Below are 1,275 nucleotides of genomic sequence, written 5' to 3' on the forward strand. Positions count from 1 at the left end.
CTTTAGTAGGAATCCCCTTCACTTTTAGGGTGGGGAGGAAGTCAAAGCAGCACAATAATAGAACGCAGCCAACGCTTAGCCTTACGGGTAGATATGTTAAAGTAAGGAGACAAACAATAAAAACCAAAAAATAGTTATAAGGAGTTTTTATGGGTAACAGACCCTCGGCCATTGATCCAAAACCCTTAACCTCAGAAGAACGCCATGAGTTTAACCCGCCTGAACAAGACAGTTTTATAGCAGGTATGAACAAAGAGCTATTTAACGATGAACTGCGACGCAAGATGTATGAAGACCTTATCGACACTTATGATGAAGAGCTAGAAAATGAAATAGACGATTACGTGCGTGATTTTCGCTTTGATGGTCGAGAGATGAGCGAAAAAGAAAGACTGGATCGCCAGATGTATTTTCAAGAGCTGGTACGGCTTCAGCGAGAACTCATCAAATTACAAGACTGGGTGGTTGCACGCGGTGAGCGCATTGTAGTGATATTCGAAGGCCGTGATTCTGCAGGCAAAGGCGGCGCTATCAAACGTATCACCCAGCGTTTAAATCCGCGTGTTTGTCGAGTGGCTGCCCTACCTGCGCCTACCGAGCGCGAACAGTCACAATGGTACTTTCAGCGTTACGTGGCGCATTTACCAGCCGCTGGTGAGATTGTGTTGTTTGACCGTAGCTGGTATAACCGCGTGGGCGTCGAGCGAGTTATGGGCTTTTGTACCGATGCCCAGTACGAGGAGTTTTTTCAGTCGGTACCTGCGTTTGAGCGTATGTTGGTACGCTCGGGTATTCGCTTAGTGAAGTACTGGTTTTCAATCACCGACGATGAGCAGCATTCGCGCTTTATGAGCCGAATTCATGACCCACTGAAGCAATGGAAGCTGTCTGCGATGGACTTACAGTCGCGACGACGCTGGGAGGATTATACCAAGGCAAAAGAGACCATGTTTGAGCGTACCCATATACCTGAAGCGCCTTGGTGGGTCGTTGAGGGCAACAATAAAAAACGCGCAAGGCTAAACTGCATAGCCCATCTACTCGAACAAATCCCCTATAAAGAAGTGCCACGTGACGAGGTTGAGCTACCCGATCGCAAGCGTGATGATGAGTATTATCGCGAGCCTATTCCAGATGATATGTATGTGCCACCGCGTTATTAAAGCGTGATAATACTTTTTGTTTCTTCGGTAAAAAAAGCAGCCTTATAGCTAATATAAGGCTGCTTTTTTATGGCATTATTTATTCCACATTTATCATTATATAGTTTATTTA

The 1,275-nt window shown here is 45.6% G+C and carries 1 protein-coding gene; it reads left to right on the top strand.

Translation table 11 applies throughout. The features are described 5' to 3' along the window. Positions 1-149: 149 nt before the first annotated feature. Positions 150-1,163 (top strand): polyphosphate kinase 2, encoded by a 1,014-nt coding sequence (ppk2, locus tag ACT3TU_RS14150; RefSeq protein ID WP_263972279.1) that lies wholly within the window; start codon positions 150-152, stop codon positions 1,161-1,163. Positions 1,164-1,275 lie beyond the last annotated feature (112 nt).

It is taken from the genome of Psychrobacter sp. AOP3-A1-26 (assembly GCF_052378235.1).
Taxonomy (GTDB): domain Bacteria; phylum Pseudomonadota; class Gammaproteobacteria; order Pseudomonadales; family Moraxellaceae; genus Psychrobacter.